The organism is Klenkia sp. AC732 (genome assembly GCF_979256525.1).
In genome coordinates, this window is the sequence record NZ_CEEDOS010000002.1 from 71,048 (window position 1) to 95,375 (window position 24,328).

Here is a 24,328-nt window from a genome sequence, read left to right on the forward strand (position 1 = left end):
CGTGGCGGCGCTGGCGTTGGCGCTGCGGGCGCCGTTCGTCGTGGTCCTGCTGCTGGCCGGCGCGGCGGGTGCCGGGGTGCACCTGCTCAGCTGAGGCCGCTCACCCCACGCGGCCGAGCACGGCGAGGTCGGCCTCGTCGAACGAGGCCACCGGACCGGTCTCGATCAGCTCGGCGAAACCGCCGTCGGAGGCCATCACGGTCAGCGTGTAGAGCCTGTCGGTGGCCGAGGTGTTGACGATGTGGTGCACGGAGCCCGTCGGCAGCACCAGCACGTCCCCGGCGGTCAGGTCCACGACGTGGTCGTCGCTGTGCGCCCGCGCCGTCCCCTGCAGGACGACGAAGGTCTCCGCGGAGTCCTCGTGGGAGTTGTCCGGCTGCGCGCCGCCGGGCTCCCAGATCTCGAACACCGTGGTGGTGGTCGAGCCGTCGGCCGGGCCGGCCAGGACGGCGAGCTTGACGGTGCGGTTGTCGCCGATGAAGTGCGGGGTGACGTCGGCGACGCGGCGCACGACGGGGGCGGGGACGGTCGTGGTCACGGGAGCTGCTCCAGCAGGTCGGGGGCGGTGACGGTGAAGCCGAAGCACTGGCGGACGTTGTAGAGCGTCGCGTCGGTGCAAAAGGACGGCGAGGTGGTGGCGCAGAGGTCCTCGACCAGGACGACGTCGTAGCCGGCGTTCGCGGCGTCCACGAGCGTGGCGTAGACGCACTGGTCGGTGTTGACGCCGGCCAGCAGCAGGGTGTCCACCCGCAGGTTGCGCAGCACCGAGTCCAGCGGGGTGTCCGGGAAGCCGCTCATCCGGTACTTGGACACCCGGACGTCGCCCGGGTGGGGGTCCAGCCCGTCGACGGGCGCGGCGGACCAGGAGCCCTCCTGGAGCACCGGGGAGCCGTTGGGCAGCGCGGTGCCGATGCCGGTCGAGGCGCCGTCGGGGTCGTAGACGTGCCGGACGCCGGGGGGCAGGTTGGCCCGGTCGGGCCGGTTGCCCCAGTTCAGCCAGACGACCGGGACGCCGGCCGCCCGGAGCGCGTCGACGGCCGGGGCCAGGCTCGCCACCAGGGCGCCCACCGCGGAGACGTCGACGCCGATCGAGGCCAGCCAGCCGTCGGGGTGCCCGAAGTCGTTCTGCACGTCGACGACGAGCAGCGCGGTGCGGGACAGGTCCAGCGTCAGCTGCTGGGGGAGTGCCGGGACGGTCACCGGGCGCGGCTCCAGCACCGGCCGGCGGAGGTCGACGGCGGTCGCGGACAGCCCCCACTCGTTGCGCACGGACCCATCCCACCCAGCGCCGGTTTCGCCCCGGTGACGGTCCCGTGACGGCCGCCGACACGTGCTCTGATGTGCGCCGTGCAGCCCACAGACACCGTGACCGCCGAGGTCACCGAGGCCGTCGCCCGCTACGAGCAGGCCCTGCGCAGCAACGACCTCGACGTCCTGGACGAGCTCTTCCTGGACAGCCCGGCCACCGTGCGGGCCGACGCCACGGGCGTGCTGGTCGGGCACGCCGCCATCAGCGCGTTCCGCCGCGGCCGCGGGGGAGCCCCCGCCCGGGAGGTCGTCGCACTGCACGTCGTCCCGGTGTCCGGCGACGCGGCCACCGCGGTCGCGCAGACCCTGCGCCCCGACGGCACCCGGGGCCTGCAGACCCAGACCTGGGTGCGGACGCCGGCCGGCTGGCGGGTCGCGGCCGCGCACGTCTCCTCCGACGTCCGGTCCACCGTGGCCGGGGCGACCTGGCGGGTGCACGGGACGCCGCTGGTGCGGGGGAGCGGGTCCGGTCCGCTGGCCGGGGTGCGGGTGGCGGTCAAGGACCTCTTCGCGGTCGCCGGGCACGCCACCGGCGGCGGCAACCCGGTGTACCTGGCCGAGCAGGCGCCGCAGCCGGCGCACGCGCCGGTGGTCGCCGCGCTGCTGGCCGCCGGCGCCGACGTGACCGGCATCGCGCAGACCGACGAGTTCGCCTACTCCCTGGCCGGGCGCAACGTGCACTCCGGGAGCCCGGTCAACCCGGCCGCACCCGGCCGGCTCACCGGCGGGTCCTCCAGCGGGCCGGCCGCCGCGGTCGCCGCGGGGCAGGCCGACCTCGGCCTCGGCACCGACACCGCGGGCTCGATCCAGGTGCCGGCCGGCCACACCGGGCTGTTCTCGCTGCGGCCCACGCACGGCGCCGTGGACGACGGCGGGCTGCTGCCGCTGGCGCCGTCCTTCGACACCGTCGGCTTCCTGACCGGCGACGCGCAGCTGCTGGACCGGGTCGCCGCGCTCCTGCTGCCCGACGCGCCCGTCCCGACCCGGGTGCTGCTGGCCACCGACCTGCTGGGGCTGGCCGAGGCCGGGACCGCCGACGTGCTCCGGGCCGCCGCCGCGCGGTGGGACCCCGAGGAGGTCGAGCTGACCACGCCTGCCGAGCGGGAGGAGTGGTTCGCGGGCTTTCGCACCCAGCAGGCCGCCGAGGCCTGGGCGGTGCACGGCGACTGGGTCACCGAGCACCCCGGCGCCCTCGCCGACGACGTCGCGGGCCGGTTCGCCGCCGCCGCGCAGGTCACGCCCGACCAGCACGCCGCGGCCCGGGAGGTCGTCGCCGCGATGCGCGCGGCGCTGCGCGACCGGGTGCCGCCCGGGACCGTCGTGCTGATGCCCGCGGCCAGCGGGCCGGCGCCGTTCGTGGGCGCCGGGGGAGCGTCGGTCGAGTCCTCCCGGGCGGCGACACTGCGGCTCACCTCGCTGGCCAGCGGTGCCGGGCTGCCCGCCGTCGTCGTGCCGGCCGGGCGGGTCGACGGCGCCCCGGTCGGGCTGTGCCTTCTCGGCGGCGCCGGTGCCGACCGGGGCCTCACCGCCCTGGCCGCGTCGTGACCCTGCAGCCCGGCGAGGGCCTGCCCGCCGGCGTCACCTACCTGCCGACGACGCCGGAGACCGCGCTGTGGGGCTGGCTGCCCGGCGCCGACGACCGGCCGGTGCTCACCGTGGACAGCGGTGACGTCGTCGTGGTCGACACGGTCAGCCACGAGGGCGTGCTGGAGGACCAGGGCCGCGACCCGCTGGCGTGGTTCGGCGGGCTCGGCGTGGCCGAGGGCGACGTGCTGCGGGACGCCGTCGCCCTCGCCGCGTCGTCCCTGCGCCCGGCCGGTCACGAGGGCGGGCCGCACGTGGTCACCGGTCCGATCGCGGTCCGCGGCACCCGGCCCGGCGACGTCGTCCGGGTGGACGTGCTGGACCTGCAGCTGCGGGCCGGGTACGGCGTGGTGTCCAACCGGCACGGCAAGGGTGCGCTGCCCGGGGAGATGCCGGTGCTGCCCGGCCTGGTGTCCACCTTCGCCACCGTCGACGGCGGCGAGGGCCGGATCCCGGTGCCCGGCCGCGACGGTCGCGGCTTCCGGTTCCCGCTGCGGCCCTTCCTGGGGCTGACCGGCGTCGCCACCGCGCAGCGGCTGCACTCCACCCCGCCGGGCCGGCACGGCGGCAACCTCGACGTCAGCCTGCTCGGCGCGGGCAGCTCGCTGCACCTGACCGCGCAGGTGCCCGGCGGGAACGTCTACGTGGGCGACCCGCACTACGCCCAGGGCGACGGCGAGGTCGCGCTCACCGCCTTCGAGGCGCCGCTGCGGGCCACCCTGCGGCTGCGCGTCACCCCGGCCGAGCAGGTGCCCGAGGGCCTGCGGGCGGTGCTGCCGTTCGGGGAGACCCCCGACCTGTGGGTGCCGATCGGGCTCGACGAGGACCTCGGCGTCGCGATGCGGGACTGCGTGCGCCGGGCGCTGGGGTTCGTCGAGGCCGGCTTCGACGTCGACCGCGCCACGACGATGGCCTGGATGTCGGCGGCGGTGGACTTCTCGGTCTCCCAGGTCGTCGACGTCGTCAGCGGCGTGCACGCCAGCATCCGCAAGGCCGACCTGCGCGAGCTCCTCGACGAGCGGGTGGCGGCGTACCTGCGACGCTGAGCCGGTGGGTCTGCCCGAGCAGTGGGGTGTCAGCGCGGCCGAGGTGGCCGGGACGTACGGCTGCGACGAGCTGCGCCCGGACGCGCCGCTGCGGTGGCTGCGGGGTGTCCACGTCACCGCGCCGCCCGCGACGGCGTTCCGCTGGCTGTGCCAGCTGCGCGCCGCCCCGTACAGCTACGACCTGGTCGACAACCTGGGCCGGCGCTCCCCGCGGACGCTGAGCCCGGGCCTGGACGAGCTGGCGGTCGGCCAGCGGGTGGCCACGGTGTTCCGGCTGCACGGGTTCGTGCCCGGCCGGGAGCTCACCCTGGTCCTGCCGCCCGGTCCGGTGGCCCGGGCCAGCGGCGACATGGTCGTCAGCTACCTCGCCCTGCCCGGTGACCGGGAGGGCACCAGCCGGCTGCTCGCCGTCCTCCGGGTGAAGGCACTGCCGCGGCCGGTGGCCACCGCGCTGTGCTGGGGCGACCTGGTGATGATGCGGCGGCAGCTGCAGAACCTCGCTGGACTGGCGGCCGGCTGAGCTCAGTCGCCGGCCTTGTCCCGGGCGTCCCGGGCGTCCCGGGCCTGCTCACGCTTGCGCTTGCGCTCCTTCTTGCGGCGCTCCGCGGTCTCCTCGCTGAGGTCCTCGGGCACCAGCCGGGCCAGCTCGCCGCGGATGAAGTCCCGGGTCGCGAGCTCGCCGACCGAGACGCGCAGCGAGGCCAGTTCGCGGGCCAGGTACTCGGTGTCCGCGCGGGTCGAGGCGGCCCGGCTGCGGTCCTCCTCGGCCTGCACCCGGTCCCGGTCGGCCTGCCGGTTCTGGGCCAGCAGGATCAGCGGCGCGGCGTAGGCGGCCTGGGTGGAGAAGGCCAGGTTCAGCAGGATGAACGGGTAGGGGTCCCAGCGCAGCTGGACCGCCGTGACGTTCAGCGTGATCCAGACGATCACGATGATCGTCTGGACCGCCAGGAACCGGCCGGTGCCCAGGAAGCGGGCGATGCCCTCGGCGAACGCACCGACGGCGTCGGGGTCCAGCCGCAGGAAGCCGAACGCGCTCCGGCTGGTGCGCGGGACGTCGAGCCGGCCGGCCTCGGGCCGGCGGTCCTCAGCCACGTCGGGACCGCTCGCGCCAGTCGTCGGGCAGCAGGTGGTCCAGCACGTCGTCCACGCTCACCGCGCCGACCAGCCGGCCCTGCGGGTCGACGACCGGGGCCGCGACCAGGTTGTAGGTCGCGAAGTACCGGGTGACCTCGGCCAGCGGGGTCTCCGGGCGCAGCGGCTCCAGGTCGTCCAGCACGCCGGAGACCAGCGTCGAGGGGGGCTCGCGCAGCAGCCGCTGGATGTGCGCCAGGCCCAGGTACCGGCCGGTCGGGGTCGCCGACGGCGGGCGGCACACGTACACCTGGCTGGCCAGCGACGGCGTCAGGTCCGGCGCCCGCACCCGGGCCAGCGCCTCGGCGATCGTGGCGTCCGGGGCCAGGATCACCGGCTCGCTGGTCATCATGCCGCCGGCGGTGTCCTCGGAGTACTTCAGCAGCTGGCGGACCGGCTCGGCCTCGTCGGGCTCCATCAGCTCCAGCAGCCGGTTGCGGTCCACGTTGGGCAGCTCGGCCAGCAGGTCCGCGGCGTCGTCGGGGTCCATCGCCTCCAGCACGTCGGCGGCCCGCGGCTCGCTCAGCGTGCCCAGGATCGCGATCTGCTCGGCCTCGGGCAGCTCACCGAGCACGTCGGCCAGCCGGTCGTCGTCCAGGGACTCCGCGACCTCGTGCCGGCGCTTGGGCGGCAGGTCCTGCAGGGCGTGCGCCAGGTCGGCGGCGTTGAGGTCGCGGTAGGTGGCGATGAGCGTCTCGGCGGACTGCCCGGTCTGCGGCAGGGCGAGTCCGGCGACCTCGTCCCAGGCCAGCTGGTGCAGCTGGCCGCGGCGGCCCAGCCGGCCCGGCTCCTGGACGGCGAGGCGGGAGAGCACCCAGTCCCCGGTGCGGGTCTGCTCGATCGCGGCGTCCACGACGGCGGCGGCGTGGCCGTTCTCCAGCACGGTGACGCTGCGGTCGGCCAGCTCGCCGAGCACCAGGGTCTCCCCGGCGCGCTGCTCGAAGCGCTTGAGGTTGACCGTGCCGCTGGCCAGCATCACCGAGGACGCGTCGACGGCGGTCACCCGGCCCATCGGGCAGAAGATCCGGCGGCGGGCCACGACCTCGACGATCAGCCCGAGGACCCGGGGGGCGGCGGTGCCCACCCGCAGGGCCACCAGGACGTCGCGGACCTTGCCGACCCGGTCGCCGTTGGGGTCGAACACGGTCAGTCCGGCCAGGCGGGACACGTAGGCCCTCGTCACGGTGGTCACGGCGCCTCCACGGGGTCTCACGGCGGGGTGGCCACCACCGACGGGGGTGCCGTGGGAGGACGTTACCGTCGCGGCCGTGCGCTCCCCCCAACTCGAGCTCGCCTACGAGGTCGTCGACGTCTTCGCCGCGGCCGCCTTCGCCGGCAACCCGCTCGCCGTCGTCCTGGACGCCGCCGGTCTGAACACCGCCCGGTGCCAGGCGCTGGCGCTGGAGTTCCGCCTGTCGGAGACCACCTTCGTGACGGCGGTCGGCGACGGCGGCTACACGGTGCGGATCTTCACCCCGGACACCGAGCTGCCCTTCGCCGGGCACCCCAGCGTGGGCACGGCGCACACCCTGGTCCGGCTCGGCCTGCTCCCCGCGGGCACCGTGCAGCAGCACTGCGGCGTCGGCGTCGTCCCGGTCGAGGTGTCCGACACCGGCGCCCGGCTCACCGGCGGCCCGGTGCAGCTGCGCCCCGGCCCGGACCCGGCCGCGCTGGCCGCCGCCCTCGGGCTGGCCGCCGACGACGTCACCGGCCGGCCGGCCCACCTGGTCGGCTGCGGGATCGAGTTCGCCCAGCTGGAGGTGCACCCGGCGGCCCTGGACCGGGCCGTCCCGGACCGCCGGGCGCTGGCCGCGCTGCTGCCCGACGTGCAGGGCGGGGTCTCGCTGCTGGCCCGCGGGCCCGGCACCGAGCACACCGTGCGGGTCTTCGCCGGCGGCCTGGGCTGGGAGGAGGACCCGGCCACCGGGTCCGCCGCGCTGGGCACCGGTGTGTGGCTGGCCGCCGAGGGCCTGGTGGCCGACGGGACGACCGGCTACCGGCTGCACCAGGGGGCCGCGGTCCGCCGCCCCTCCCTGCTGGAGGGCACCGTCACCGTCGAGGCCGGCCGGGCCGTCTCGGCCACCGTCGCCGGCGACGTGCACCCGGTGGCCCGCGGCACGATCGCCGTCCCCGCGTGACGACGCCGGCGCCCGCGCCGGCGTGGGCGCTGCACCGCCCCGGCGGGCGCGACGTGGCCCTGATGGCGGTCGCGGTCGTCGGCATCTCGCTGTCCGGGCCGATGACGGCGCTGGTGGCCGCGCCCGCGCTGGCCATCGCGTTCTGGCGCAACGCGGCGGGGGCGGCGGCGCTGCTGCCGGTGCTGCTGACCACCCAGCGGCGGTCGCTGGCCGGCGTCCGGCTGCGGGACCTGCGCAGCTCGGTGGTCGCCGGGCTGTTCCTGGCCGCGCACTTCGCCGCCTGGCTGCCCAGTCTGTCCATGACGTCGGTGGCCGCCTCCATCGCGCTGGTCACCACCACCCCCGTCTGGACGGCGCTCGCGGCGCGGCTCACCGGGGTGCGGCTGCCGGCCCAGGTCTGGTGGGGGCTGGCGCTGGCGGTGGCCGGTGTCGTGCTGATCGCCGGGGTCGACGTCACCGTGTCGCTGCGGGCGCTGGCCGGTGACGGGCTGGCGCTGCTGGGCGCGATCGCCGCCGCCGGGTACGTGCTGGCCGGCGCCCGGGCCCGGGTGCGGCTGTCGACGTCGGCGTACTCGGTCGTCTGCTACTCCACCTGCGCGGTGGTGGTGGCCCTCGCCGCGCTGGTGGCCGGCATCCCGCTCGCCGGGTTCAGCGCCCGGGACTGGTGGCTGATCGCCGGCATCACCGTCGTCGCCCAGCTGCTGGGGCACACCGTGTTCAACCTGGTGCTGTCCTCGGTCGGGCCGACCGTCGTGGGGCTGGCGATCCTGCTCGAGGTGCCGGGTGCGCTGATCGTGGCGCTGGTCCTCCTGCAGCAGCTCCCGCCGCTGCTGGCGCTGCCCGGGATGGTGCTGGTCGTCGTCGGGGTGGCCCTGGTCGTGCGGGCCTCCCGGCCGCGGACGGTGACCGAGCCGGTCACCTGAGGCCGCTGGTCGGGGCCTTGGTTACTGTCCGGTAACCATCGTCGATCGTGGAGGCACCGTGGCCGAGCTCCGATCCCGCCGTTCCAACCTCGCCGTCCCGGGCAGCAACCCCCGGTTCCTGGAGAAGGCCAAGGGCCTGCCCGCGGACCAGGTGTTCCTGGACCTGGAGGACGCCTGCGCGCCGCTGGCCAAGCCCGGCGCCCGCAAGAACATCGTGGCTGCCCTCAACGAGGGCGGCTGGGGCGACAAGATCCGCACCGTCCGGGTCAACGACTGGACCACCGAGTGGACGTTCCAGGACGTCATCGAGGTCGTGGGCGGCGCCGGGGCCGAGCTGGACGCGATCATGCTGCCCAAGGTCCAGGACGCCGGTCAGGTGCAGGCGCTGGACATGCTGCTCACCCAGATCGAGAAGGCCAACGGCCTCGAGGTCGGGAGGATCGGCATCGAGGCGCAGATCGAGACGGCGCAGGGGCTGATCAACGTCAACCAGATCGCCTTCGCCAGCCCCCGGATCGAGACGATCATCTACGGCCCGGCCGACTTCATGGCCTCGATCAACATGAAGTCCCTCGTGGTGGGCGCGCTGCACCCGGACTACCCGGGTGACCCCTTCCACTACATCCTCATGCAGATCCTGATGGCCGCCCGCGCCCGCGGCGTGCAGGCCATCGACGGGCCCTTCCTGCAGGTCCGCGACGTGCCGGCCTTCGAGGAGGTCGCCAGGCGCTCGGCGATGCTCGGCTTCGACGGCAAGTGGGTGCTGCACCCGGGCCAGATCGACGCCGCGAACGAGATCTACGCGCCCTCCCAGGAGGACTACGACCACGCCGAGCTGATCCTGGACGCCTACGAGTGGGCCACCAGCGAGGCCGGCGGCAAGAAGGGCTCGGCGATGCTGGGCGAGGAGATGATCGACGAGGCCAGCCGCAAGATGGCCCTGGTCATCGCCGGCAAGGGCCGTGCCGCCGCCATGTCACGGACGTCGTCCTTCACCCCGCCGGAGGAGTGAGCGCTCGTCGTCCCCCGCGGTGCGCGGGGGACGACGACGTCAGTACGTGCTGGTGATCGACGCCAGCGCGACGACCCAGATGACGATCAGCACCACGTAGAACGCCACCGCGATGCCGCCGATGATGATCCCGGCCAGCGCCATGCCCGCGCCCTCCTCGCCGGTCCGGGCGATCTGCTTGCGGGCCACCAGGCCCAGCACCAGGCCCACCGGGGCGAAGACGAAGGCGAAGACCAGCGCCAGGATCGCCGTGGTGTTCGTGGGCCGCCGGACGACGAAGACCGGCTGACCCGGGAAGTGGCCCGGGGGAGGGCCGTACCCGGGCGGCGGCGGGTACCCGGGCGGGCCGTAGGGCGACGGCGGGCCGTACCCGGGCGGCGGGCCGTACCCGGGCGGCGGGCCGTAGGCGGCCGGGGGGCCGTGGCCGGGCGGGTCTCCCCGGTAGAAGCCGTCGTCGGGCTGGCTCACGTGGTCCTCCTCGCGGGGTGCCTCAGGCGCCGATCACCGCGGCGGGCAACGCTGCCACCCGGGTGGCGATCGACTGTGCGGCCGCCAGCGTGGCAGCCGGGTCGTCCCCGATCACCACGGACACGACGGAACCGCGCGCCTGGGCCACGATCACCTGGTCGGTGCCGGTGGTCAGCTGGTACTGCACGACCACCGAGTCGGTGGCCAGCCCCTCCGCGGACGGCGGGGTGACGAACGTGCGGTCGGGGCCCTCGCAGCCGGCGAACGCCGCCCGCAGCTCGACCAGGGCCTGCGCCGCGGCCTCCGGTGCGTCGTAGGCGAGGGCCTCGCTGGTCAGCAGCGACGTGCCCGCGGGGTCGACGCCGACGACCGGGAACTTGGCCGTGCGCCGGCCCTCGGAGGGGAAGTCGGCGTCGCACAGGCCCTGGAAGCTGGGGTTGTCCGACAGGTCGCCGTCGGGCACCGGGTTGGCCTGCACGCTCCAGCCCTCGGGCAGGTCGACCACCCGCAGCGCGGTGGCCAGCGCCGCCTCCTGCGCCGAGGTCACCGCGGCCGGGTCCAGCGCCGCGGCGGCCGACGCCTCGGCCTCGGCCGGGGCGGGCTCGGTCGACGTCCCTGCTGCGCTGCTGGTGGCTGCGGAGGTGGCGGCGGGGGTGGCGTCGCCGTCGGTGCCCCCGCACCCGGCCGCGAGCAGCGCGGTGGCCAGGACGAGGGGGGCGAGCAGGCGGGTGCGGCGGGTCGTCACCCGGGCGACGGTAGTCGGCCCGGGGTGTGGTCGAGGCCACGCCGTGGGTGTCGGTGCGCTGGCCCATACTCGCCGGTAACACGGACACCGTCGTCCCGAAGGAGTGCAGAGCGATGACCCGCCTGGCGCAGACCGCCGACCTGACCGAGATCCAGACCGAGATCCTGTCCACGGTCCGGAGGTTCGTGGACCGGGAGATCATCCCGCGCGCCCAGGAGCTCGAGCACTCCGACACGTACCCGCAGGAGATCGTCGACGGGATGAAGGAGATGGGGCTCTTCGGCCTCATGATCCCCGAGGAGTACGGCGGGCTGGGTGAGTCCCTGCTGACCTACGTGCTGGTCGTGGAGGAGATCGCCCGCGGCTGGATGAGCGTCTCCGGGGTCATCAACACCCACTTCATCGTCGCCCACATGCTCATCCAGCACGGCACGCCCGAGCAGAGGCAGCGCTACCTGCCGCGGATGGCCACCGGCGAGGTCCGGGGCGCGTTCTCCATGTCCGAGCCCGGTCTGGGGTCCGACGTCGCGGCGATCCGGACCCGCGCGAAGCAGGACGCGAACGGTGACTACGTCATCGACGGGGAGAAGATGTGGCTGACCAACGGCGGGTCCTCGACCCTGGTCGCCGCGCTGGTCCGCACCGAGGAGGGTGCGGAGAAGCCGCACCAGAACCTGACCACGTTCCTGGTGGAGAAGCCCACCGGGTTCGGTGAGGTCGTGCCCGGGCTGACCATCCCGGGGAAGATCGACAAGATGGGCTACAAGGGCGTCGACACCACCAGCATGGTGTTCGACGGCTACCAGGCCAAGGCCGGCGACATCCTGGGCGGCGTCCCCGGCAGGGGCTTCGCCCACATGATGGACGGCGTCGAGGTCGGCCGGGTCAACGTCGCCGCCCGCGCCTGCGGCATCTCCATCCGGGCCTTCGAGCTGGCCGTGGAGTACGCCCAGCAGCGGGAGACCTTCGGCAAGAAGATCGCCCAGCACCAGGCCATCGCCTTCCAGCTGGCCGAGATGGCCACCAAGGTCGAGGCCAGCCACCTGATGATGGTCAACGCCGCCAAGCTCAAGGACGCCGGGGCGCGCAACGACGTCGAGGCCGGCATGGCCAAGCTGCTGGCCAGCGAGTACTGCGCCGAGGTCACCACCCAGTCCTTCCGGATCCACGGCGGCTACGGCTACTCCAAGGAGTACGAGATCGAGCGCCTGATGCGCGAGGCGCCGTTCCTGCTCATCGGCGAGGGCACCAGCGAGATCCAGAAGACGATCATCAGCCGGGGTCTGCTGAAGACCTACGCCAGCAGGCGCTGAGCCCCCGGCGCCCCGGTCACGCGACGATCGTGACCGGGGTGCCCAGCGGGACGCCGACCTCGTCGACGAGCTGGGTGACCACCTCGTTGGTGACCCGGATGCACCCGTCGCTCACGTCGGTGCCCACGGTGTCCGGGGCGTTGGTGCCGTGGATGCCGATGACCCCGGCGCCGCCGGAGTAGCTGGTGAACACGTCGGAGAACCCGGACAACCCGTAGGCGTAGGGCCCGTACCCGCCGTCGGGGTCCGGCGGCTGCAGCAGTTCCTTGACGTAGTACGTGCCGCCCGGGGTCGGGGCGTCGGTGGTGCCGACGCCGATCGGGCTGTCCAGCACGGTCTCCCCGCCGCGGTAGACCAGCATCCGGTGGTCCGACAGCCGCACCTCGATGCTCACCTCGTGCGAGCTGAGGGCGACCTCGTCAGCCCGGACCCAGCCGGTGGAGCCGTTCGGGCGGACCGGCAGCTGGACCTGCAACCAGTCCTCCTGCTGCGCGGTCACCACGAAGGTCAGCTGACCCGAGAGCTCGTCGGCCGCGTCCAGCGTCCGGTCCGGGCCGGCCGAGTCGTCGGGCTCGGTGAAGACCTCGACGCGGTCGGTGGTCGCGGAGGCGACGGTGGTCGGGAAGACCGGCCCGGCCAGCTCCGGGGTCGGGGGCGCGGCCGCGGTGGGGGTCGCGTCGGCCGTCGTCGTGGCGGGCGCGGCAGCCGGGGATGCGGCGTCGTCCCCGGGCAGGACGAGGGCCAGCACGAGTCCGACCGCGACGAGGACGGCGACCACGGCGGCCGCCAGACGGCGCCGCGGGCTGCTCAGCAGGGCCTGGGCTCGGTTCACGGCACGACCATAGGTCGGTACCCGGAGCGTCCTCGATCAGGAAAAGGACACCGGCGTGGTGAACGCACGACGTTCCGGCTCCGTAAGTGCCGATAACGACCCCAGAGAACGCCGTGTACGCCATCGCCCCTGTGCAGAGACGAGTCGAGCTCCATGCGCCGTACCGCCCCCGCCCTGAGCACCGCCGCAGTCGTCTGCGGTCTGCTCCTGATCGCGCCGCTCCCGGCCTCCGCCGCGCCGCTCCCCACGCAGGACGGCGCCGCCCTCCGGGCTGCCGTCGACACCGCCAACTCCACGTCGGGGACCGACACGATCGACCTGGTCGCCGGCACCACCTACACGCTGACCGGCGGGGGAGCCAGCGAGGATGCCAATGGCACGGGAGACCTCGATGTCACCGGGCCGCTGGTCGTCAACGGCAACGGCGCGACCATCAGTGCCGCGGGCCTCGACGACCGCATCTTCGACGTGCTCGCCGGCGGCTCGCTCGTCCTCAACGACGTCGTCCTGGTGGGTGGCAGCGCTCCCGACACCGAGAACGGCGGCGCTGTGCGCGTCGCCACGGGCACCAGCCTGACCGTCTCGGGTGGCGCCATGACCACCAACGCAGCGGTCAACGAGTCGGCGGCGCCCCCCGTGACGGCACCCCTGACGGCGAACAGCGGCGGTGCCATCGCCACGGCGGGGACGACGACGGTCACCGGGACCGCGTTCACCGGCAACACGGCCTCCCGGGCCGGAGGCGCGATCGAGGTGACCGCCAGCGGGTCGGCCGTGGTCTCCGGCGGGGCCTTCACCTCCAACAACGGTGGTGCCACGCCCGGCAACGGCGGCGGCCTGCACATCACCGGTGCAGGGTCCGCGTCCGTGACCGGCAGTCAGTTCCGGACCAACACCGCGGCCGAGGGTGGGGCGCTGTGGAACTCGGCAGGCGGCACGCTGACCGTCACGAACGCCACCATCGTGGACAACACGGCGAACGGTGCGGCTGCCGACCAGGGTGGCGGGGGCGTCTTCACCGAGGGTGGTGCCGTCACGATCACCGGCGGGGTCATCGAGAGCAACCAGGCCACCGGCACCCTCGGCTCCGGGGGTGGCATCCAGAACATCAACGCCACGGTGACCGTGACGGGCACCGAGATCACCGAGAACACCGCGGTCCGTGCCGGTGGCGGTGTGGAGGCCGGCCCCCTGCTCTCGGGGGTGGGTGCGCTCCCGACGTCGACGACGCTGGACACCGTGGTCTTGAGCCGCAACACGGTCAGCGGCCCGCCCGGGAACGGTGGCGGTCTGCACATCACCGGTGCCGGCGCCGTGCTCGTCGACGAGTCCGTCGTCACCAACAACACCGCCGTCGAGGGCGGTGGGCTCTGGAACTCGGCGGCCGGCGTCCTCACCGTCACCGGCACACGGATCTCGAACAACACCGCGACCGGTGCTGCGGCCGACCAGGGCGGCGGTGGCGTGTTCACCGAGGGCGGTGACGTCGTCATCGACGGGTCGACCATCGCCGGCAACCGCGCCACGGGTGCAGCCGGCTCCGGCGGCGGCATCCTCAACGTCGGCGGGGACGTCGCCGTCGCCGCCACCGTGGTCAACGGGAACAGCGCGGTGCGCGCCGGCGGTGGGATCGAGGCCGGGCCGCTGCTCGTCAACGGCGCTGCCGACCCCGCTGCCCCCGGGACGGTCACCGCACTGGTCGGGGTGCAGCTCACCGGCAACACCGCCACCGGCGTCGGCGCCCCCGGCAACGGCGGCGGGTTCCACCAGACCGGCCTCGGTGACACCTCCGTCGACTCCTCGCTGGTCGCGGACAACACCGCCGTCGAGGGCGGTGGGCTGTGGAACTCGGTGGCCGGCTCGCTGGTCGTCACGAACTCGGCCCTCACCACGAACACCTCCACCGGGGTCGACGGTGGCGGCGCGCTCTACCAGGACGGCACTGCCACGACCGGCGGTGACCTGTCCGCCGTCAACGTGACGATCACCGACAACACCGCTGCCGGGGCCGGCGGAGGGTTCCTCAACGCCGGCAACGTCCCGGCCGGCCTGCTGCACGCCACGGTGACCGGCAACTCCACCGGCGTCGCCGGCCCCGTCGAGATCGTCAACACGGTCCTGACCGCCAACGACGGGACCAGCGCCGGCACCGGCGTGACCTCCCTCGGCGGCAACGTGCTCGGCACCGCCGTGCCGTTCGCGGCGGACCGGCGAGCCGGCGCGAACGACACCACCGGCGTCACCGACCCCCGTCTGGGTGCGCTCGGCGACAACGGCGGCGCGACCCCGACCCGGCTGCCGGCCACCGGCAGCCCGGTCGTCGACGCCGGCGTGCCGGTCGACACCACCGGGGCGACGGCGGACTTCGTGGCCCTGGTCGGCGTCGACCAGCGTGGGGTCACCCGGCCGCTGGACGGCAACGGCGACGGTCGCGCGGTCGTCGACGCCGGGGCCGTGGAGGCCCCTGCGGTCGCCGTGACCCCGGCTCCCGGCGGCGGCGTCACCCCGCCGGCCCGTCCGGTCCCGGCGCAGCCGAACTACACCGGCTGACCCCGGCACGCTCGACGCAGCGCCCCTCGACCACGGTCGGGGGGCGCTGCGGCGTTCCCGGGCCCCGCCGCCGGAAATGCAGGCGCGCAGTGTCGGAGGGTCCCTCTACCGTGCGGTCGGGTCCCGGTGGTCGGGGCGGGCACGGGGGAGGTGGGCACGTGGGGCAGCACGCGGCGTTGGGCTGGCGTCGGCTGGCCGGTCCCGGCAGCACCGTCGCGCTGGTGCTCGCGGTGCTCGCCGCGCTCACCGAGACCGTCGGCACGGTGGTCACCGGGCGCATCGCCGAGGGGCCGACCCTCGGGCTGGTCGTGGTCCTGGCCGCCCTGCTCGTGGTGGCCGCCGCCGGCGAGGTCGTCGGCCGCACCCTGTTCGCCACCGCGGTCGGCCGGGCCGAGGGGGTGCTGCGGGCCGACCTGCTCGACGCCGTCCTGCACCAGCCGCTGACCACGCTGGAGGGCCAGGGCGTGGGGGAGCTGCTGGACCGGGTGGACGACGACACCCGGCAGCTGGCCACCCTGCTGCGGATCAGCGGCTGGGCGATGGGCCGGGCGGTGCTGCGCTCGGTGCTCGCCTGGGTGGCCGCCGGGTTGGTCTGGTGGCCGGCCTGGATCGCCTTCCCGCTGGTCGCCGTGCTGGTGCTCGCCGCCGTGCGCCGGCTGACCCCCGAGCTCGCCCGGTCCAAGACGGTGGAGGAGGAGGCCTGGTCCGACGGCGCGGCCCAGCTCGAGGAGGCCGTCGCCGGCCGGGACGACGTCCGCACGTCGCTGGGGCAACCGCACGTGCTGGCCCAGTTCTCCCAGCGGTCGGCGGAGATCCTCCGCCGCAACGGGCGCACCTCGAAGGTGGCCTCGCGGGTGGCGCTGCGCAGCGGGCTGGTGCTGCACGGGCTGCTCGCCGCCCTGGCGCTGCTGGCGATCGCCCTGGTCGACGGCGGCACGCTCGACGTCGCCACGCTGGTCACCCTGTGGCTGCTGGTCACCACGTTCGTCGGCCGGCTGGACGAGGTGAACCACCACCTGCCCGAGATGCACGAGGGTCTGGGCGCCCTGACCCGCATCCGCACGCTGATGGGCACCGCACCCGAGCCCACCGGCGGCGCCGCGCTGTCGGCCACCGACAGCACCATCGAGGTGCGCGGGCTGGACTTCGCCTACCGCAACGAGGGCCACACGGAGCCCTTCCACCTGCGCGTGGACGACTGGGTCGTGCCCGCCGGCACGACCTGCGCGCTGGTCGGCCGCAGCGGGGCCGGCAAGTCCACGCTGGCCAAGCTGCTGTCCCGCGCGGTGGAGCCGCCGGCGGGCACCGTGTCGATCGGCGGCCGGGACGTCGTCGACACCGACCTGCAGAAGCTGCGCGCCGGCGTCGGCGTGGTCACCCAGCGCACCGAGCTGCTGGCGGCGACGCTGGCCGAGAACCTCACCCTGTTCGCCGACGTGCCGCGGGCCCGGGTCGAGGCCGCCGTCGCCGAGCTGGGGCTGACCTCCTGGGTCGAGTCGCTGCCCGACGGGCTGGACACCCAGCTGGGCCCGCGCGGCACCAGCCTGTCCGCCGGGCAGGAGCAGCTGGTCGCCTTCGCCCGGCTGCTGGTGCGCGACGTGCGGGTGGTGGTGCTCGACGAGGCCACCGCCCGGATGGACCCGGCCACCGAGGAGCTGGTCACCCGCGCGGCCCGGCGGCTGCTGCGCGACCGCACCGGCGTCGTCGTCGCGCACCGGCTGGGCACCACCCGCTGGTGCGACTCGGTCGCGGTCCTGGACGCCGGGCGGGTCGTGCAGCACGGTCCCCGGACGGAGCTGGCGACCACGCTGGGCCCCTTCCGCGACCTGCTGGTCGCCGCCGGCTCGGCCGGCACCCTGGACGCGGCTGCGCCGGAGCCCGAGGTGGGCCCGGTCGCCGACGCGGGCCTGGCGGCTGCCCGCACGGACCGGCGCGATCCCCGGCCGGAGCCCCGGGCGCCACGGGTGCGGCTGGCGCGCACCGTCGTCCGGGCGGTCTTCGCGCACCCCGCCTGGGGCCTGACTGCCTGCCTGACGTTCTGGCTGGCCTCGCTCACCGGCACCTACGGGGTGCTCACCGGTGCCCTGTGGGGCGACCTGGTGGCCGGCCTGGAGCGGGGCGAGGGCCCGCGGGGGACGGCGGTCGCGCTGGCGGTGTCGCTGGTGGTGTCCTCGTTCTTCGTCGGCTGGGCGTTCCGCTGGTTCCCGCTGTGGTGGACCGGGGTGACCCTGCGCCTGCGGCTGGCGGTGCTGCGCGGACAGACCGAGCAGCGCCGGCTGGCCCGCACCCCGCCGGGGGAGGTGACGGCCCGGGCGTTGGACTCCGACCGGCTGCTCAACCTCACCGACCGGTGGATCGACGTCGTGCTGGGCCTCAGCGCCACCGCGCTCACCGTCGTGGTCACCGGACAGCCGGTCGCCGGCCTGGTCGCCGGCGGCATCATCGTCGGCTCGGTCCTGGTCGCCGCGCTGGGTGCGCCCGCGGCCGGGCGCGCGGGGCGGCTGGCGGGCGACCAGCGCGCGGTCTTCGGCCGGCAGCTGGCCTCCTCGCTGGAGGCGGTGCGCACGGTCAAGCTGGCCGCCGCCACCGGGCACGTGCGCCGGCACCTGCACGAGGTGGACGCCCGCCGGGTTGCCGCCACCGTGCGGGAGACCCGGATCCGGACGCTGCTGGAGGGCGCGCCGGTGCTGCTGGTGCAGCTGGCGATCGTGGCCTCCTGGGCGCTGCACCTGACCGGCACCTGGGACCTGGCGACCGCGCTCACCGTGAGCACCGCGGTCAGCGGTTTCGGCTGGTACGGCATCACGGCGGGTCTGGCCGTGGTCGAGCGCCCGATCGCCGGGGTGTGGCTGCGCGAGGCGACCCGGCTGGCCGGCCGGGAGGACCTGGTCGCCGTCCCGCCGGGGGTCGACCTGGTCGCCGGCAGCGCCCCGGCCCCGCCGGACGGCGACCGCGTGCCGCTGCGCCGGCTGCGGCTGACCGGGGTCACCGCGGTGCACGACGACGGCACCGTCGGGGCCTCCGGGGTGGACCTGGACGTGCCCGCCGGGTCGCTCACGCTGCTGGTCGGCCGGGTCGGGTCGGGCAAGTCCAGCCTGCTGGCCGCGCTCGCCGGGCTGGTGGACCACGAGGGCTCGATCCGCTGGAACGACACCGACGTCGACGACCCGCAGCTGTTCCTGCGGCCGGGCCAGGTGGCCCACGTCGCCCAGGTGCCGCGGGTGCTGTCGGGGACGATCACCGACAACATCGCGCTGGGCCACGCCCGCGAGGTCGACGGGGCGCTCGCCGCCGCCCGCCTGGAGACCGACGTGTCCGCCGCCGGCGGGGTCGGCACGCTGGTCGGCCACCGCGGGGTGCGGCTGTCCGGTGGGCAGGTGCAGCGGCTGGCGCTGGCCCGGGCGCTGGCCACCGACGCCGAGCTGGTGCTCGCCGACGACGTGTCCTCCGCGCTGGACGCGCGCACCGAGCTGGAGCTGTGGGCGGCGCTGCGGGAGCGCGGCGCCACCGTCGTGGGGGCCACGGCCAAGCGCGCGGCGCTGGCGCTCGCCGACCACGTCGTGGTGCTGGAGGGCGGCCGGGTCGTGGCGACCGGCCGCTGGTCGGACCTGGCGGAGGAGTGGGGGCACCTGGCCGGCTGACCGCCGGGTGCGGGAATCGGTCGCCGCAGGGCCGCCTTGTCCCCCGTATGAGAGCTGTCGGAGTGACCGAGTTCGGTGGACCCGAGGCCCTGCGCCTCCTCGACGTCCCGGAGGTGCACGCGGGCCCCGGTGAGGTGCGGATCGCCGTCCGGGCGGCGGCGGTCAACCCCACGGACACCTACGGGCGCAACGGCACCTACGCCCAGCGCGAGGGCGCCCCGCAGGAGATGCCGTGGATCCCGGGCATGGACGTCGCCGGGGTGGTCGACGAGATCGGCCCGGACGCCGACACCGACCTCGCCGTCGGTGACCACGTGATGGCGATCGTGGTGCCCTCGGGCGCGCACGGCGGCTACCGCGAGCAGATCGCGCTGCCGGCCGCCTCGGTGGTCCGGGTGCCGGCCGGTGTGGACGACGTCGCGGCGGCGACGGTGCCGATGAACGGGCTCACCGCCCGGCTGGCGCTGGACTCGATGGCCCTGGAGCCGGGCCAGGTGCTGGCCGTCACCGGCGCGGCCGGGGCGTTCGGCGGCTACGTGGTCCAGCTGGCCAAGGTCGACGGGCTGACCGTGGTGGCCGACGCCAAGGCCGAGGACGAGGAGCTGGTGCGCTCGCTGGGCGCCGACGTGGTGCTGCCCCGCGGTGACGGCTTCGCGGCCGCCGTCCGGGAGCGGTACCCCGACGGTGTCGACGGCCTGGCCGACGGCTCCCTGCAGGACGCCGCCGTGCTGCCCGCGGTCAAGGACGGCGGCGCGGTGACCACGGTGCGCGGCTACCGCGGCGACGGGTCGCGGGGCCTGCGGGTGTTCCCGGTGTTCGTGGCGAAGGTGGCCCAGGACCACGCGGCGCTGGACCGGCTGCGCGAGCTGGTGGAGGCCGGCCGGCTGACACCGCGGGTGGCCGCGGTGGTCCCGGCCGCCGAGGGTGCGCAGGCGCACCGCCGGCTGGAGGCCGGTGGCGTGCGCGGCCGGCTGGTGCTCGACTTCGGCTGATCGGGCTCCTGGTGCGCGATCCGGTTGCGCACCGTGGTCGTCCGGCCCCGCTTCGTACCGGCCGTGCCGGTGTGTCGGGGTCGGACGCCTCGCGGCCGGTTCGCCCCGACTGACACGGGTCACTGTGTCTCCACCGACGGCGCCGGGCCCCTGCCCCCGTCCTGGCGTCGGAGGTCCTGCCCGGCGTCCTCGGCCGCGTCGTCGCGCTGCGTGGCGGAGACCCGCTGAGCCGGTGATCGGGTGTGACCCGGGACTACACCCGTTCGGGTGGTCACCGTGGGTGGTTGTCCACAGAAGCCCAGGTCAGACCCCACGGAGCGCCTCGAGCACTTAGATTCCCCGCCAGTCTCGATGTCCGTCGAGCGGGTCTCCCGGGGGGTGTCGTGGCGAGCGTGTCGACCGCACTGGACGTCGTCGACGGCGAGGTCCGCGAGCTCATCCGCCGCCGCGGCCTGGACCCCTTCACCGACCCGGCGCCGGTCCGGCTGCTGGTGCGCGACGTGGTCGTCGAGTACGCCGAGCGGTCGCTGTCCTCGGCGCTGCCGCCCATCGGCGACCCGGACGCCGTGGTGCGCGACGTGCTGGACCGGGTCGCCGGGTTCGGCCCGCTGCAGCGGTGGCTGGACGACCCCGAGGTCGAGGAGATCTGGGTGAACGAGCCCGGCCGGGTCTTCGTCGCCCGCCGGGGTCGCAGCGAGCTGACCACCACGATCCTGGGCGCCGGCGAGCTGGCCGACCTGGTGGAGCGGATGCTGCGCTCCTCGGGTCGACGGATCGACATGTCGACACCGTTCGTGGACGCCACGCTGCCCGACGGTTCCCGGCTGCACGTGGTCATCCCCGACATCACGCGCCGGCACATGGCGGTGAACATCCGCAAGTTCGTGCTCCAGGCCCACAGCCTCGACGAGCTGGTCGCCCTGGGCACCCTCACCGCGCAGGTCGCCCGGTTCCTGGAGGCCGCCGTCGCCGCGGGGCTCAACCTCCTGGTCAGCGGGGGCACCCAGGCGGGCAAGACCACGCTGCTCAACTGCCTGTGCTCGGCGATCCCGGCCCGCGAGCGTGTGGTGACCTGCGAGGAGGTCTTCGAGCTGCGGGTCCCGCTGCCCGACGTGGTGGCGATGCAGACCCGCCAGCCCAACCTCGAGGGCGCCGGGGAGATCCCGCTGCGCCGCCTGGTGAAGGAGGCGCTGCGGATGCGGCCCTCGCGCCTGGTCGTCGGCGAGGTGCGCCAGGAGGAGTGCCTGGACCTGCTCATCGCGCTGAACTCCGGGCTGCCCGGCATGTGCACGCTGCACGCCAACAGCGCCCGCGAGGCCGTGGTGAAGATGTGCACCCTGCCGCTGCTGGCCGGGGAGAACATCGGCCACGCGTTCGTCGTCCCCACGGTGGCCAGCAGCGTCGACCTCGTGGTGCACGTGGGCACCGACCCCTCCGGCCAGCGCCGGGTGCGGGAGGTCGTGGCCCTTCCCGGGCGGGCCGAGGGCTCGGTCGTGGAGACCGCGGACGTGTTCACCACCCGCGACGGCCGGTTGGTCCGGGCCGACGGCTACCCGCCGCACCCCGAGCGCTTCACCGCACTGGGCCTGGACCTGCCGGCGCTGCTGGGGGACCGGCGGTGACCGTGTCCGGCTCGCTGCTGGGGCTCGCCCTGGGGGTCGGTCTGCTGCTGGTCTGGCGCAGCGGACCCCGCGCCCCGGTGCGCCGGGAGCGGCCGCGAGGTGGCGGACGGCGCCAGCAGCTGCTGTCCGCGGCCGGCCTGACCGGGATCAACCCCGCCCAGCTGCTCGCGCTGCAGGTCGGCCTGGGGCTGGTCGTGCTGGTGCTCGTGCTGGTCACCACAGGCACGGTCACCATCAGCCTGGCCTTCGCCGGGTTCGGTGCCGCCGTCCCGTACCTGCTGGTCCGCCGGCTCGCGGTCAAGCGGCGCGCGGACCTCCGCGAGGTCTGGCCCGAGGTCGTGGACAACCTGGCCTCCGCCGTCCGGGCGGGGCTCTCCCTCCCGGAGGCGCTCGGCGCGCTGGCCACCCGAGGCCCCGAGGCGCTGCGGGCCCCCTTTGCCCGGTTCGCCGCCGACCACCGGGCCACCGGCCGGTTCACCGACTCCCTCGACCGGCTCAAGGACGACCTCGCCGACCCCGTCGGCGACCGGATCATGGAGACCCTGCGGGTGGCCCGCGAGGTCGGCGGCAGCGACCTGGGCCGGGTGCTGCGCACGCTGGCCACCTTCCTGCGCGAGGACGCCCGGGCGCGGGCGGAACTGGAGACCCGGCAGGGCTGGGTCGTGCAGGCGGCACGTCTGGCCGTCGGTGCGCCCTGGGTGGTCCTGCTGCTGCTGGCCACCCAGCAGCAGACGCTGGCCGCCTACGACAGCCCGGTCGGGACGGCGATCCTGGTCGCCGGCGGCGTGACCTGCTTCGTCGCCTACCGCCTCATGCTGCGGATCGGTCGGCTGCCCCAGGACGTGCGGGTGCTCCAGTGAGCGCGGGGACCACCGGCGTGCTCCTCGGCCTCGCAGCGGCCACCGGGCTGGTGCTGCTGCTGACCTACGCGCCGCCGTTCCGGGCGGTGCGGCTGGTCGACCGGCTGGCGCCCTACGTGCAGGACACCCCGCCGCCGTCCCGGCTGCTGGGCACGGCCACCGAGGCCGGCCTGCTCAGCGCCGCCCGCCGGGTCTTCGGCCCCACGCTCGCCGACGGGGCCCGGTTCGTCGACCGGGTGCTCGGCGGTCGGGTCGCCGTCCGGCGGCGGCTGGACGCGCTGGCCACCGACACCACCGTCGAGGACTTCCGGGTAGAGCAGGTCGTGTGGGGTGGCCTCGGGCTGCTCGGCGGCGCCGTCCTGGTCGCGGGCGGGTCCGTCGTCGCCGGCGGGGTGAACGTGCTCTCCGGCGTCCTGCTGTGCACCGCCGGCCTGGTCGGCGGAGTCCTGGGCCGGGACTGGTGGCTGACCCAGCAGGTGCAGCGCCGCGAGGAGCTGCTGCTGGCCGAGTTCCCCGTGGTCGCCGAGCTGCTGGCGCTGGCGGTCACCGCCGGGGAGAGCCCCGTCGCGGCCATCGCCCGGGTCACCCGGCTGTCCGGCGGGGAGCTGGCCCGCGAGCTCTCCGGGGCGCTGGGGCGCGCCCGCGCCGGGGTGCCCCTCGTCGACGCCCTCCAGCAGCTCGCCGACCGCACCTCGCTGGAGGCGCTGGCCCGGTTCGTCGACGGGGTCGTCGTCGCCATCGAGCGGGGCACCCCGCTGGCCGAGGTGCTCCGCGCCCAGGCCGCCGACGTCCGGGAGGCCGGCAAGCGCCGGCTGCTGGAGGCCGGCGGCGCCAAGGAGATCCAGATGATGATCCCGGTCGTCTTCCTGGTGCTCCCCGTGACCGTCCTCTTCGCCCTGTTCCCGGGCCTGATCAGCATCGTCACCCTCGCGCAGTGAGGGTCCACCGCACCACCTCGAGGAGACCGCCCGTGCCCGTCCTGACCGTCCTGCTCACCGCTCTCGCGGCACTCGCGACCCGCCTGCGCGGGCCCGACCCGGAGCGTGGCGACGTGCCCGGCTGGGTCATGATCACGGTGATGACCGCAGCCCTCGTGCTGGCGATCCTCATCCCGTTCCGCGAGGCGATCGTCACGGCGGTGGAGAACGCGCTGAGCTCGGTCACCGCCGGCGGTGGCTGAGCCCGGGCCGCGCGAGGACGGCGAGCGGGGGAGCGCCGTCGTCGACTTCGTCTTCGTGTCGGTGCTCGTCGTCGTCCTGCTGCTGGCGGTGCTGCAGGTCGCGGTCTACGTGCACGTCCGCAACGTGGTGACGGCGTCGGCGCAGGAGGGCGCCCGCTACGCCGCCAACGCCGACGTGCCCGCCGCGGTCGGGGCCGACCGGGCCCTGGAGGTGGTGGCCGCGGCGACCAGCGTGCAGACCGCCCGCGGGCTGCGTTGCACCAGCGTGCAGGAGACCGACCCCAGTGGTCTGGTGCTCGTGGTCGTGCGGTGCGAGGGCTCGGTGCCCAGCCTGCTCGCGGCCCTCGGCGACCTGCTGCCGCTCCAGGTGACCGGCAGAGCGGTGGAGGAGGCGTCGTGAGCGCGGCCGTGGAGGAGGGGCGCCGGGACGACGGGGAACGCGGCTCGGCGATCGTCGAGTTCGTCTTCATCGCCCTGGTCGTCTTCGTGCCGCTGGTCTACCTGGTCGCCGGGTTCTCCGCGGTGCAGCGCGGGGTCTTCGCCGCCGACGCCGCCGCCCGGGAGGCCGGCCGGGCCGTGGCGACCGCACCGGACCCGGCGACCGGGCTGGCCCGCGCCGAGGCGGCGGCGGCCCTCGCCGTGGCCGACCAGGCGGTCGACGCCACCGACGTCACCGTCGCCTACGTGCCGGCCGGCGTGGAGTGCTCGGCGACCACCGGCGGGTACGTTCCCACGCTGGCGCCGGGGGAGGAGTTCAGCGTCTGCGTCACCGTGACCGTGCGGGTCCCGCTGCTGCCCGAGTTCATCGACGCGAACACCGCGACGGGGCAGTTCGTGGTCGAACGCGACCGCTACGTCGACGCCTGACTGTGACAGGTGGGACGGCTGGGGTGACCGACCCGCGACGCGCCCGGGCGACACACCGGCGGGTGGTCCGCGCGAGGACCGTCACGCAGCGCGAGCGTCGGCGTGTTCCCTAGTCT

At 75.2% G+C, this 24,328-nt stretch carries 23 protein-coding genes; 16 read left to right on the forward strand and 7 right to left on the reverse strand.

The genetic code is table 11. From position 1 onward, the window contains the following. Positions 1-100: 100 nt before the first annotated feature. Together AC0IVP_RS01345 and AC0IVP_RS01350 are read right to left on the reverse strand one after the other, a co-directional pair. Positions 101-538 carry a cupin domain-containing protein gene (locus AC0IVP_RS01345; RefSeq protein WP_471754031.1) on the reverse strand — a complete coding sequence of 146 codons (438 nt, stop codon included), beginning with the start codon at positions 536-538 and terminating at the stop codon, positions 101-103. After that, on the reverse strand, positions 535-1,269 hold the full coding sequence (locus tag AC0IVP_RS01350) for a cysteine hydrolase family protein (RefSeq protein WP_056292621.1): 735 nt from the start codon (positions 1,267-1,269) through the stop codon (positions 535-537). The genes AC0IVP_RS01345 and AC0IVP_RS01350 overlap by 4 nt, the downstream gene beginning before the upstream one ends. A gap of 69 nt (positions 1,270-1,338) precedes the next feature. Between AC0IVP_RS01350 and AC0IVP_RS01355 the strand changes: the two genes are divergently transcribed. Genes AC0IVP_RS01355 through AC0IVP_RS01365 form a run of 3 tightly spaced genes read left to right on the forward strand, consistent with a single transcriptional unit; the run spans position 1,339 to position 4,458 of the window. After that, the gene (locus AC0IVP_RS01355; RefSeq protein WP_471754033.1) at positions 1,339-2,853 is read left to right on the forward strand and encodes an AtzH-like domain-containing protein; all 1,515 of its coding nucleotides are present in this window, start codon (positions 1,339-1,341) and stop codon (positions 2,851-2,853) included. Continuing rightward, positions 2,850-3,938, forward strand: coding sequence for an acetamidase/formamidase family protein (locus AC0IVP_RS01360; protein WP_471754035.1), 1,089 nt, complete (start codon positions 2,850-2,852; stop codon positions 3,936-3,938). The genes AC0IVP_RS01355 and AC0IVP_RS01360 overlap by 4 nt, the downstream gene beginning before the upstream one ends. 4 nt (positions 3,939-3,942) lie before the next feature. After that, complete coding sequence (locus AC0IVP_RS01365; protein ID WP_471754037.1) at positions 3,943-4,458, forward strand: hypothetical protein; 516 nt, start codon at positions 3,943-3,945, stop codon at positions 4,456-4,458. A gap of 2 nt (positions 4,459-4,460) precedes the next feature. Here the strand turns inward: AC0IVP_RS01365 and AC0IVP_RS01370 are convergent, their stop codons facing one another. Both AC0IVP_RS01370 and AC0IVP_RS01375 read right to left on the reverse strand, forming a co-directional pair. Continuing rightward, on the reverse strand, positions 4,461-5,030 hold the full coding sequence (locus AC0IVP_RS01370; protein WP_056292611.1) for a DUF1003 domain-containing protein: 570 nt from the start codon (positions 5,028-5,030) through the stop codon (positions 4,461-4,463). After that, entirely contained in the window at positions 5,023-6,261 is a 1,239-nt protein-coding gene (locus tag AC0IVP_RS01375; RefSeq protein ID WP_056292610.1) for a magnesium transporter MgtE N-terminal domain-containing protein, read from the reverse strand. Before AC0IVP_RS01375 ends, AC0IVP_RS01370 begins: the two co-directional genes overlap by 8 nt. Before the next feature lie 76 nt (positions 6,262-6,337). Here AC0IVP_RS01375 and AC0IVP_RS01380 point away from each other — a divergent pair, with 76 nt between their 5' ends. From AC0IVP_RS01380 to AC0IVP_RS01390, 3 genes are read left to right on the forward strand one after another with little or no spacing between them, the layout of a single operon-like run. After that, a complete protein-coding gene (locus AC0IVP_RS01380; RefSeq protein WP_471754040.1) occupies positions 6,338-7,207 on the forward strand; it encodes a PhzF family phenazine biosynthesis protein in 870 nt (289 codons plus the stop codon). Beyond that, the gene (locus AC0IVP_RS01385; RefSeq protein WP_471754043.1) at positions 7,204-8,130 is read left to right on the forward strand and encodes a DMT family transporter; all 927 of its coding nucleotides are present in this window, start codon (positions 7,204-7,206) and stop codon (positions 8,128-8,130) included. Before AC0IVP_RS01380 ends, AC0IVP_RS01385 begins: the two co-directional genes overlap by 4 nt. 58 nt (positions 8,131-8,188) lie before the next feature. Beyond that, the gene (locus AC0IVP_RS01390) at positions 8,189-9,142 is read left to right on the forward strand and encodes an HpcH/HpaI aldolase/citrate lyase family protein (RefSeq protein ID WP_471754045.1); all 954 of its coding nucleotides are present in this window, start codon (positions 8,189-8,191) and stop codon (positions 9,140-9,142) included. Positions 9,143-9,181: 39 nt separating this feature from the next. Here AC0IVP_RS01390 and AC0IVP_RS01395 read toward each other — a convergent pair whose 3' ends face one another. Beyond that, a complete protein-coding gene (locus AC0IVP_RS01395) occupies positions 9,182-9,610 on the reverse strand; it encodes a DUF4190 domain-containing protein (RefSeq protein WP_056299883.1) in 429 nt (142 codons plus the stop codon). 22 nt (positions 9,611-9,632) lie between these two features. Then, complete coding sequence (locus tag AC0IVP_RS01400; protein ID WP_471754048.1) at positions 9,633-10,355, reverse strand: hypothetical protein; 723 nt, start codon at positions 10,353-10,355, stop codon at positions 9,633-9,635. A 113-nt stretch (positions 10,356-10,468) separates the two neighbouring features. Between AC0IVP_RS01400 and AC0IVP_RS01405 the strand changes: the two genes are divergently transcribed. Further along, positions 10,469-11,668, forward strand: a complete 1,200-nt coding sequence (locus tag AC0IVP_RS01405) for an acyl-CoA dehydrogenase family protein (protein ID WP_471754050.1) — start codon at positions 10,469-10,471, stop codon at positions 11,666-11,668. A 16-nt stretch (positions 11,669-11,684) separates the two neighbouring features. Here AC0IVP_RS01405 and AC0IVP_RS01410 read toward each other — a convergent pair whose 3' ends face one another. Continuing rightward, positions 11,685-12,500 (reverse strand): L,D-transpeptidase family protein, encoded by an 816-nt coding sequence (locus AC0IVP_RS01410; protein WP_471754052.1) that lies wholly within the window; start codon positions 12,498-12,500, stop codon positions 11,685-11,687. A gap of 153 nt (positions 12,501-12,653) precedes the next feature. Here AC0IVP_RS01410 and AC0IVP_RS01415 point away from each other — a divergent pair, with 153 nt between their 5' ends. The 9 genes from AC0IVP_RS01415 to AC0IVP_RS01455 all read left to right on the forward strand — a co-directional run bounded on the left by AC0IVP_RS01415 (position 12,654) and on the right by AC0IVP_RS01455 (position 24,212). Further along, positions 12,654-15,050: a beta strand repeat-containing protein gene (locus AC0IVP_RS01415; protein WP_471754054.1), complete on the forward strand. Its 2,397-nt coding sequence runs from the start codon at positions 12,654-12,656 to the stop codon at positions 15,048-15,050. Positions 15,051-15,208: 158 nt separating this feature from the next. Further along, entirely contained in the window at positions 15,209-18,691 is a 3,483-nt protein-coding gene (locus AC0IVP_RS01420) for an ATP-binding cassette domain-containing protein (RefSeq protein WP_471754056.1), read from the forward strand. Between the two features lie 62 nt (positions 18,692-18,753). Further along, on the forward strand, positions 18,754-19,683 hold the full coding sequence (locus AC0IVP_RS01425) for an NADP-dependent oxidoreductase (protein WP_471754058.1): 930 nt from the start codon (positions 18,754-18,756) through the stop codon (positions 19,681-19,683). A 392-nt stretch (positions 19,684-20,075) separates the two neighbouring features. Continuing rightward, entirely contained in the window at positions 20,076-21,305 is a 1,230-nt protein-coding gene (locus AC0IVP_RS01430) for a CpaF family protein (protein WP_471754060.1), read from the forward strand. After that, positions 21,302-22,165, forward strand: coding sequence for a type II secretion system F family protein (locus AC0IVP_RS01435; RefSeq protein ID WP_471754062.1), 864 nt, complete (start codon positions 21,302-21,304; stop codon positions 22,163-22,165). Before AC0IVP_RS01430 ends, AC0IVP_RS01435 begins: the two co-directional genes overlap by 4 nt. Then, complete coding sequence (locus AC0IVP_RS01440) at positions 22,162-23,103, forward strand: type II secretion system F family protein (protein ID WP_471754064.1); 942 nt, start codon at positions 22,162-22,164, stop codon at positions 23,101-23,103. The genes AC0IVP_RS01435 and AC0IVP_RS01440 overlap by 4 nt, the downstream gene beginning before the upstream one ends. A 32-nt stretch (positions 23,104-23,135) precedes the next feature. Beyond that, on the forward strand, positions 23,136-23,345 hold the full coding sequence (locus tag AC0IVP_RS01445) for a hypothetical protein (protein WP_056292278.1): 210 nt from the start codon (positions 23,136-23,138) through the stop codon (positions 23,343-23,345). Continuing rightward, positions 23,338-23,745 (forward strand): TadE/TadG family type IV pilus assembly protein, encoded by a 408-nt coding sequence (locus AC0IVP_RS01450; protein ID WP_056292282.1) that lies wholly within the window; start codon positions 23,338-23,340, stop codon positions 23,743-23,745. The genes AC0IVP_RS01445 and AC0IVP_RS01450 overlap by 8 nt, the downstream gene beginning before the upstream one ends. Then, positions 23,742-24,212 (forward strand): hypothetical protein, encoded by a 471-nt coding sequence (locus AC0IVP_RS01455; RefSeq protein ID WP_471754066.1) that lies wholly within the window; start codon positions 23,742-23,744, stop codon positions 24,210-24,212. The genes AC0IVP_RS01450 and AC0IVP_RS01455 overlap by 4 nt, the downstream gene beginning before the upstream one ends. Positions 24,213-24,328 lie beyond the last annotated feature (116 nt).

Bases quoted from the DNA above. Each gene is read 5' to 3' on its own strand.
- AC0IVP_RS01405 (WP_471754050.1), top strand. From the start codon at position 10,469: ATGACCCGCCTGGCGCAGACCGCCGACCTGACCGAGATCCAGACCGAG.
- AC0IVP_RS01355 (WP_471754033.1), top strand. From the start codon at position 1,339: ATGTGCGCCGTGCAGCCCACAGACACCGTGACCGCCGAGGTCACCGAG.
- AC0IVP_RS01415 (WP_471754054.1), top strand. From the start codon at position 12,654: ATGCGCCGTACCGCCCCCGCCCTGAGCACCGCCGCAGTCGTCTGCGGT.